Raw genomic sequence first — 3,671 nt, 5'->3', positions numbered from 1 at the left:
CCACTCTAACACCCCCTCCGCCCCAACCCGAGATGGATATATGTCTGGTGGGCTCGTAGATGTGTATCAGAGACAGGTACAGGCTGGGCCGGGGTAGTTCGTCACCGAGGGCGAAGTGGTTGTGCCACAGGACTCCTCGTCCGGTGAAGCGCGTCCCGTCCGAGGTCGCGACGTAGGCCTGGCCACTCTTTCCCCTGGTGAAGGTGACAATATCGGCCTTACCGTCTCCGGTGAAGTCGCCGATGCCGGGTACCTCATCTCCGAAAGCGAAATAGTCGTGCCATCGGCTGGGTGCGGTGAGGCCGCTTCCTGTCGAGGTCGCGACGGTGACCTGGCCGTTCGCGAACGAGATCACGTCCTCCTTGCCGTCCCCGTCGGCATCGCCCAGCCCGGACTTGGCGGCTCCGCCGCTCACGTTGTCGCGCCATTTCCACCCGTCCTGGACGAACTTCGTGCCGTCGGACAGGGACACGAACACGTTGGCGGTGGCACCCCGGGTGAAGGTGACGATGTCGTCCTTGCCGTCGCCGTCCATGTCGCCGACGGCGGGGATTTCGTCGCCGACGGCGAAGCGATCGTGCCATTTCCAGCCGTCTTGCACGAACTTCGTGCCGTCCGAAAGGGACACGTAGACGTCGGCGGCGTCGCCCCGGGTGAACGTGGCGATGTCGTCCTTGCCATCACCGTTGAAATCCCCGACCAGCGGTATCTCGTCGCCGACCGCGAAATGATCGTGCCATTTCCAGCTGCTCTGGACGAATTTGCCGCCGTCGGAGAGTGATACGTAGACGTCGGCGGAATCACCTCGGGTGAAGGTGGCGACATCGGTCTTGCCGTCACCGTCGAAGTCCCCCGTCAATGGTATTTCCTTGCCCGTGGTGAAGAAGTCGTGCCATTTCCAGCCGTCTTGGACGAATTTGGTGCCGTCCGAAAGGGACACGTAGACGTCGGCGGCGTCGCCCCGGGTGAACGTGGCGATGTCGTCCTTGCCGTCACCGTCGAAGTCGCTCGTTGCCGGTTGAGTGGCGCTGGCCGATATCGGCGCCGAACCGGCCCCGGCGTTGCCCGCCGCGTCCACCGGGACGACCCGGTAGTACCAGGTCTGACCGGGCGGCAGCGAGCGATGGACGAACGCCGTGGCGCGCTGCGTGCCGAGCAGGGTGGCGGGCGAGATCGGCACCTGTGGTGTGCGGGCGCCGTAGATCCGGTAGCTGTGCACACCGACATTGTCGGCGGCGGGTTTCCACTCCAGCCTCAGCGAGCGATGTGTGGTGCCGCGGAAAGCGGGATTCGGCGCGGCGGGGCCGGTGGTGTCCGGGGCGGGCCCGGTCATGCTGTCCACCAGGTAGCGTGTTGCCGTCCACTGTGGACTCTCGGCGGCCGGGCGCAGGGTGATGGTGACGTGTGTCTTGCCCGCTGTGGCGGACCGGGGCAGCGCGAAGGTATCGGACAGCCAGCGCGACGCGGTGTTGCCGAGTGGCTGATACCAGACTCCCGCGGAGACTCCGTCGACGAGCACTTCCGCGCGCTGGCCTGCGTTGGCCTGGTCGCTCGTTCTGCGCAGCAGCACGCCGGTGCCGGCCGGCGCCACTGTCACCCGGAACGACGACTCTCCCGAGCCCGAGCGCACCTCGTCGTGTGCGGTGAGGTCGTTCTCATCGCCTTCGAAGGAGCTTTCCAGCGTGGCCTGGGACGCCCCGGGGGCCTCGGTCCAGCCGTGCGCGGCACGGTTGCCCTGGTCACCCACCTCGACGGTGTCGGTATGCCGGCCGACGGGTTCGGGCCGGGTGTAGAGGTAGGCGGTGGAGGCGTATTCGGCGTCGACGTCGTTCTGCTGGCCGTGCTCGATACCGAAGGTCAGTGCGCTGCCGTAGCCGACAGAATCGCTCAGCAGCAACCGGTAGGCCCCGGTGCAGTCGCCGGGGCAGCTCGCCGTGGTGCGCTGGTGGCGCGGGTTGCCGTTGAACGGATTGCTGAATTCGCCGCGGTCGAAGTACCAGCCTCCTTCGTAGAAGTCCTCGGTGCCGGTGCCGTGCAACTGCGGGCTGGGAGACGAGTCGATGTGGACGCGTTCGTCGCCTTCGAGGAACCCACGGTGTTCGGGACCTCGCATGGTGTGTGAGACCCCGACGAGACGGCCCCGGCCCCCGGTGTCGACGAAGTTCCAGTCCTGGCCGGCCACGGTCCGGCCCGCGTGGGACTGGGTGGTGAAGTACCCGGCGTCGCCGCCGGGGCCGAGTTCCTCGGACCAGCGGGCATCGGGAGCGGAGGTCGTTTCCACGGTGATACCGCGCACCTCGCTCGTGCCGGTGTTCACCAGCTCGACGGTGGCCGAGGTCCGGTAGGGCATTGGCCACCAGCTGGAATACCAGCCGCCCGGGGCGGCGTCCATGGCGAACAGCAGCGAGCGGACCGAGGCCGGGCCGAGCCCGCTGCCGAAGAACTCGCCGACCGGGCTGTCCACGGTCGTCCGCCCGTCGAAGGTGATGCGAAGGCGGAGCGCCCGGCCAAGGCTCTCATCGGCCGCCGCGCCGAGCAGTCGCAGGGCGGAAATGCTGCCGGGACCGGTGAGCTGTGCCGCGGTCGCCTGTCCGCGCGGGGGCAGGATCAGCTCGGTGGACTTCGTACTCGCGTTCGGATCCTGTGGCTTGGGATCGCGTGTACCCGACGCGCGCAACAACGCCAGCACGTCCTCGGCCCGATCCGCCGGATCGAAGGTCGTGATCCCCTCCGCGGTCGGGAAATGCCGGTAGCCGAGGTGGTAGAAGTTCGGGTTGTTCTGCACGGTGACCCGCATGGATTCCCGATACGGCATCGGGACCTTGACGTAGCTTCCGCCGGAGCTCTGCTCGGCGTCGGCCACCAGCGGGAAGCTGAACGGGGCACCCGCGCGGCCGCTCACCACGTCCTGCAGCGACCGGTCGAGCACCACCCTGCCGTCCAGCTCGATGCGAATCCAGCCGGTGTCGCTCAGGTCCCCGGTCCGGTTCCGGGAGATCTGGGTGAACCACAGTGCGTCGATCTCACCGGGGCCGTCGTCCTCGCCGAGGACACAACCGCTTTCGCTGTGCCGCAAGCAGGAGTAGGCCCCGCTGAAACCGTCGTTGTTGCTGCCGTCCCTGCCGAAGCTGGAGAACTGACGGGTCTGCACGCCCGGCGGGGGAAGTTCGGACAGCCGGTCGAGCTGCCGGAAGGTCGCCCAGCCGACCGGCTGCTGCCGGGCCGGCGCGGGCGCGGCGCCCGCGGGGGTCCCGCCCGGGAGCACAAGGACCGACGTCATGACGACGAAGAGGGCAAGAAGGGCACGCAGAACAGAACGTATACGCATAGTTTGTCCGATACCTGATTCTTTCTTGAGCGCGCTGGTGGCCCCGAGGTGCTGAACCGGGGCCACCAGCGGCTGAGGACAGGCAGGCGGTTACCAGATGAAGCCGGGGAGCGGAATCTCCGTGCCGTAGCCGAAGAAGTCATGCCACTTCTTCGATTCCGGGATGAACTTGTCACCTGTGGAGGGGGCCACGTAGACGTCGGCACCTTCTCCGCGGGTGAACGTCACGATGTCCGCTTTTCCGTCGCCATTGAAGTCTCCGACGCCGGGGATCTCGTTGCCGACCGCGAAGTAGTCATGCCACTTCCAAGAGTTCTGCACGAATTTCGTGCCGTCGGAGAAG

2 protein-coding genes are annotated in these 3,671 nt (G+C 67.1%); both read right to left on the bottom strand.

What is annotated here, in order from left to right; all coding sequences use genetic code 11:
• A partial coding sequence (locus ACFWY9_RS44405; RefSeq protein WP_378341725.1) for a DUF2961 domain-containing protein occupies positions 1 to 3,280 on the bottom strand: 3,280 nt, incomplete at its 3' end.
• 138 nt (positions 3,281 to 3,418) lie between these two features.
• A partial coding sequence (locus ACFWY9_RS44400) for an FG-GAP repeat protein (RefSeq protein ID WP_378341724.1) occupies positions 3,419 to 3,671 on the bottom strand: 253 nt, incomplete at its 5' end.

The sequence above is a fragment of the Amycolatopsis sp. NPDC059027 genome, assembly GCF_042739735.1.
Taxonomy (GTDB): domain Bacteria; phylum Actinomycetota; class Actinomycetes; order Mycobacteriales; family Pseudonocardiaceae; genus Amycolatopsis.
Note: the sequence above shows the minus strand (reverse complement) of the source record. Positions and strands in the feature narration are given on the sequence as shown.